The following is a 4,107-nucleotide window of genomic DNA, read 5'->3' as shown; positions in this document are numbered from 1 at the left end:
GTCCGAAAGGACACGGCCGGTCCGGTCCGGCGGATCCTTCCAACCTTCGCGCGACGCGTACGCACGCGTCGCGCCGGCCACTCGGAGGTGGCACGCATGACCGCACCGATCAAGGACACAGCTCCCCAGCCCGAATCACCGGCGTCCGACGGCCAGGCCTGCTGCGCCGCGTCCGTCCGCATCGTCGGCCTGGACGACGTACCGCCCAACGTGCGCCGCGGCGGCGACCTCCGGGTCACCCTGAGCCCCACGACAGTCGGTTCGACCAGCGGGTTCATGGGGGTGGCACTGCTGGCCCCGGGCGAGACCATCTCGGAGCACTACCACCCGTACTCCGAGGAGTTCGTGCACCTGGTGCAGGGCGAGCTCGAGGTGGACCTCGACGGCGTGACCCACCAACTGCGGGCCGAGCAGAGCCTGATGATCCCGCGCGAGATGCGGCACCGGTTCCGCAACGCGAGCCGTACCGAGGCGCGCATGGTCTTCCAGCTCGCGCCGCTCGCCCCCCGGCCGGAACTCGGCCACGTGGACACCGAGTCCCCGGCCGACCCGGCCGAGCCGCATCCCGGCATCGGCGGCGCGACGTGAAGCACCGTGTGGTGGTCACCGGCGTCGGCGTCGTCGCCCCGGGCGGCGTCGGCGTGCCGGCCTTCTGGGACCTGCTGACCGCCGGACGCACCGCGACCCGGGGCATCACCTTCTTCGACCCGGCGCCCTTCCGCTCCCGCATCGCCGCCGAGTGCGACTTCGACGCCGCCGCATCGGGGGTCAGCGCGGAGCGGGCCGGACGTGCCGACCGCTACGTGCAGTTCGCACTCGCCGCCGCGGCCGAGGCGGTCCGCGACAGCGGGCTCGACCTGGGCGGCGAAGACCCCTGGCGCATCGGCGTGTCCCTCGGTACGGCCGTCGGCGGCACGACGCGCCTGGAGCACGACTACGTCGGCGTCGCCGTACGTCCGGACGGCGTGCGCTGGGACGTCGACCACCGCGCGGCCGACCCGTTCCTGCACCGCGCCTTCACTCCCGCGGCGCTCTCCTCCGAGGTCGCCGAGGAGTTCGGCGCGCGCGGGCCGGTGCAGACGGTGTCGACCGGGTGCACCTCGGGTCTCGACGCGGTCGGGTACGCCGCACACGCGATCGAGGAGGGCCGCGCCGACATCTACCTCGCCGGCGCGTCGGACTCCCCGATCTCGCCCATCACGGTCGCCTGCTTCGACGCCATCAAGGCCACTTCGACGCGCAACGACGACCCGGCGCACGCGTCGCGTCCGTTCGACGCGCACCGCGACGGGTTCGTCCTCGGCGAGGGCTGCGCGGTGCTGGTCCTGGAGGAGATGGGTCACGCGCTGCGGCGCGGCGTGCCGATCTATGCCGAGATCGGCGGGTTCGCGACGCGCGGCAACGCGTACCACATGACCGGGCTGACCCGTGAGGGTCTGGAGATGGCGGAGTCGATCAGCCGGGCCCTCGACGACGCCCGGCTCGACCCGACCGCCGTCGACTACGTCAACGCGCACGGTTCGGGGACCCAGCAGAACGACCGCCACGAGACCGCCGCCGTCAAGCTCGCCCTCGGCGAGCACGCCCGGACGACCCCGATGACCTCCATCAAGTCGATGGTCGGCCACTCGCTCGGTGCGATCGGCGCGATCGAACTGGCGGCCTGCGCCCTCGCGATGGCCCACGGCGTGGTGCCGCCCACCGCGAACTACGAGACGCCCGACCCCGAGTGCGATCTCGACTACGTGCCCGGTACCGCCCGCGAAGCATCTCTCGAGACCGTGCTGTCGGTCGGCAGCGGGTTCGGGGGCTTCCAGTCCGCCGTGGTCCTGGACCGCCGTTCGGTGGACGGACCGATCCGCTCGGGGAGTGCGCAGTGATGGACACGACACGACGCGCGGTCGTCACCGGAATGGGCGTCGTCGCCCCGAACGGCATCGGCACCGACTCGTTCTGGAAGGCCACGCGCGAAGGCACGCCGCGGCTGACCCGCATCACCCGTGACGGCTGCGACCACCTTCCGCTGACGGTGGCCGGGCTCATCGAGGACTTCGATCCCGTCGGCACGGTCGAGGACAAGTTCCTCGTACAGACCGACCGGTTCACGCACTTCGCGCTGCACGCCGCCGACCAGGCGCTGCGCGACGCGGGGACGCCGGACCTGCCGGAGTACGCGATCGGCGTGGCCACCGCAAGCAGTTCCGGCGGCGGCGCGTTCGGACAGCGGGAGCTGCAGAACCTGTGGGGCACCGGGCCCGAACTCGTGGGCCCGTACCAGTCCATCGCGTGGTTCTACGCCGCGAGCACCGGCCAGATCTCCATCCGGGGCGGCTTCAAGGGGCCGTGCGCCGTTCTCGCCGACGACGAGGCCGGCGGCCTGGACGCGATCGCGCATGCCGGGCGTTCGATCATGCGCGGCGCGGACGCCATGGTCGTCGGGGCCGCCGAGGCGCCGATCGCCCCGTACTCGATGGTGTGCCAGTTGGGCTACCGCGAGCTGAGCCGGGCCGACGACCCGGCGCGCGCGTACCTGCCGTTCGACGCCGCCGCCTGCGGTTTCGCGCCGGCCGAAGGCGGTGCGGTGCTGGTCCTGGAGGAGCGCGAGGCGGCGGAGCGGCGCGGTGCGGCGATTCGCGCCACGGTCGCGGGACACGGTGCCACCTTCACCGGGACCGACGACTGGGCAGCCTCCCGCCAGGGTCTCGCCCGCGCGATCGGGCAAGCGCTCGCCGAGGCCGGCGTGGGCCCGGACGAAATCGACGTGGTGTTCGCCGACGCCCTCGCGGTACCCGCCGCCGACCACGCCGAAGTGCTGGCGCTGGGCGACGCGTTGGGGGCGCATGCGGCGAACGTCGCGGTCACCGCGCCCAAGGCCGGCATCGGCCGCGCGTACTGCGGCGGACCGGTCCTGGACGTGGCCGCCGCCGTCCTCGCGATGGAGCACGGGGTCATCCCGCCCACCCCCGGGGTGTTCTCCACCGACTACGACATCGACCTGGTGACCGGGCGGGCGCGGGCGGCGCAGGTACGCACCGCCCTGGTGCTGAGCCGCGGCCTCATGGGCTGCAACGCCGCGCTCGTGCTGCGCGGCGGCGACGCCGGCCCGTGAACCCGGCACCAGGCACCCCACACAGCCACAACCGGGCAGCGCGACCGCGCTCACGCAAGACGACGAGACGACGAAACGACGAGACGAAAGGACGCGCCCATGAACGGGCCCTTCACCTATGACGACCTGTCGGCCCTGATGAAGTCGTCCGCCGGCATCACCGCGGACCCGCAGGAGCTGGAGAACAGCGCCGATTCGGCCTTCGCCGATCTGGGGCTGGACTCCCTGGGCCTGATGGCCGTCGTCGGCGACATCGAGCACAGCCACGGCATCCCGCTCGGTGCCGACGCCGAACGCTGCAAGACCCCCCGCGAGTTCATCGACCTGGTGAACTCCCAACTCACCTCCGGAGTATGACGCGATGTCCGGACACACCGACAACAGCATCATCATCAACGCGCCGTTCGACCTGGTCTGGGACATGACCAACGACGTCGAGCGCTGGACCGACCTGTTCACCGAGTACGCCTCGGTCGAGGTGATGGAACGCGACGGCGAGAAGGTCACGTTCCGGCTCACCATGCACCCGGACGCGGACGGCAACGTCTGGAGCTGGGTGTCGGAGCGCGAGCCGAACCGCGAACTGCGCACCGTGTGGGCGCAGCGTGTGGAGACCGGGCCGTTCGCCCACATGCACATCCGCTGGGAGTACCACGACGAGCCCGACGGTGTGCGGATGCGCTGGGTCCAGGACTTCGCCATGAAGGACACCGCCCCGGTGGACGACGCGTGGATGACCGACAACATCAACCGCAACTCGCGCGTCCAGATGGAGATCATCCGCGACAAGATCCAGCAGCGCGCGGACGAGCTCGGCCTGACGATCGCACCCAGCCCCATCGGGTGACGCGCTTCCTCGCCGACGGTCTGTAGGCCGGTGGGGGGGGGGGCGGGGGGGGGCGGGGGCCGGCGGCCGGGCGCGCGACCCGCGGGTTTGACCACCAGAAACAACAAGAACACCCGAACCGCCTGCTCCATCCGGGTGACCCTTGTCGGGG

Annotated in this window: 5 protein-coding genes; all 5 read left to right on the top strand. The window is 72.0% G+C overall.

What is annotated here, in order from left to right; translation table 11 throughout:
• The first annotated feature begins 96 nt into the window (after nt 1-96).
• The 5 genes from AB0C36_RS42660 to AB0C36_RS42640 all read left to right on the top strand — a co-directional run bounded on the left by AB0C36_RS42660 (nt 97) and on the right by AB0C36_RS42640 (nt 3,956).
• Complete coding sequence (locus AB0C36_RS42660; protein WP_358365073.1) at nt 97-588, top strand: cupin domain-containing protein; 492 nt, start codon at nt 97-99, stop codon at nt 586-588.
• Complete coding sequence (locus tag AB0C36_RS42655; RefSeq protein ID WP_358365070.1) at nt 585-1,880, top strand: beta-ketoacyl-[acyl-carrier-protein] synthase family protein; 1,296 nt, start codon at nt 585-587, stop codon at nt 1,878-1,880. The genes AB0C36_RS42660 and AB0C36_RS42655 overlap by 4 nt, the downstream gene beginning before the upstream one ends.
• Nucleotides 1,880-3,109, top strand: a complete 1,230-nt coding sequence (locus AB0C36_RS42650; protein ID WP_358365068.1) for a beta-ketoacyl synthase N-terminal-like domain-containing protein — start codon at nt 1,880-1,882, stop codon at nt 3,107-3,109. The genes AB0C36_RS42655 and AB0C36_RS42650 overlap by 1 nt, the downstream gene beginning before the upstream one ends.
• Before the next feature lie 99 nt (nt 3,110-3,208).
• Complete coding sequence (locus tag AB0C36_RS42645; protein ID WP_358365065.1) at nt 3,209-3,466, top strand: acyl carrier protein; 258 nt, start codon at nt 3,209-3,211, stop codon at nt 3,464-3,466.
• Nucleotides 3,467-3,470: 4 nt separating this feature from the next.
• Nucleotides 3,471-3,956, top strand: a complete 486-nt coding sequence (locus AB0C36_RS42640; RefSeq protein WP_358365063.1) for an SRPBCC family protein — start codon at nt 3,471-3,473, stop codon at nt 3,954-3,956.
• Nucleotides 3,957-4,107 lie beyond the last annotated feature (151 nt).

The sequence above is a fragment of the Streptodolium elevatio genome, assembly GCF_040649515.1.
Lineage (GTDB): Bacteria > Actinomycetota > Actinomycetes > Streptomycetales > Streptomycetaceae > Yinghuangia > Yinghuangia elevatio.
This window is presented reverse-complemented; position numbering and strand designations above follow the sequence as displayed.

Coding starts and splice junctions, on each gene's coding strand:
- AB0C36_RS42660 (WP_358365073.1), top strand. CDS start 97: ATGACCGCACCGATCAAGGACACAGCTCCCCAGCCCGAATCACCGGCG.
- AB0C36_RS42650 (WP_358365068.1), top strand. CDS start 1,880: ATGGACACGACACGACGCGCGGTCGTCACCGGAATGGGCGTCGTCGCC.
- AB0C36_RS42645 (WP_358365065.1), top strand. CDS start 3,209: ATGAACGGGCCCTTCACCTATGACGACCTGTCGGCCCTGATGAAGTCG.
- AB0C36_RS42640 (WP_358365063.1), top strand. CDS start 3,471: ATGTCCGGACACACCGACAACAGCATCATCATCAACGCGCCGTTCGAC.